The following is a 628-nucleotide window of genomic DNA, read 5'->3' as shown; positions in this document are numbered from 1 at the left end:
CATACATGACTTCTCCAAACGCCAGATAACGGTGCTCTTCTTCGCCAAGGACCTGTGGGCCAGTGTCAATCTCATCGAAGAACTCAACCTTGGCGGCCTGGGCCGGAGTCAGGTTGATAGCTAACAGCGAACACAACAGCCACCGTTGCATGCGGGGTCGTGTCATTGCTGATTCCACTCACGGAATTGGAATTTGTGCTGTTGGTTATTCAGGTCATCGACCATTTGCATTTCCACCATTTTGCGGCCGGGGCCCTTGGTGAAGCTGTAACTGGTGGTTTTCTGGTAATCCTTGCCGAGGGGGTCGTAGCCGGTAATGGTGGCTTCCATGACGTGGCGACCGCTGGTCAGGTTGCCGGTATACAAGCGCTGGATGCCGCCCTTGGTGAGCGCCTCGAATTCCTGGTCGGAATAAAAGTGGTAACCAACATGGTCACCGTCGATGGTCAGGTTGATGTCCACCAGTCGAATCGGCGTGCCCACGTCGACGGAGACAAATATGCTGGTCTGGGGGCTGGCGTAGAGCAGCTCCTGTTCCAGCAGGGTGAGATCCCGGTTCAGGTTGAGGGCTTCGCTCTTGAGTTGGCGAATCTGCTCGGACAGGCCATCGTCGTCAGCCGCACCGGCA

The 628-nt window shown here is 56.4% G+C and carries 1 protein-coding gene; it reads right to left on the bottom strand.

Annotated features, from left to right (window positions below; genetic code table 11):
• Nucleotides 1–162 precede the first annotated feature (162 nt).
• Nucleotides 163–628 (bottom strand): hypothetical protein (locus A3730_RS30825; protein ID WP_063537321.1); only part of this gene is annotated, 466 nt, incomplete at its 5' end.

The sequence above is a fragment of the Alcanivorax sp. HI0044 genome (genome assembly GCF_001634945.1).
Note: the sequence above shows the minus strand (reverse complement) of the source record. Positions and strands in the feature narration are given on the sequence as shown.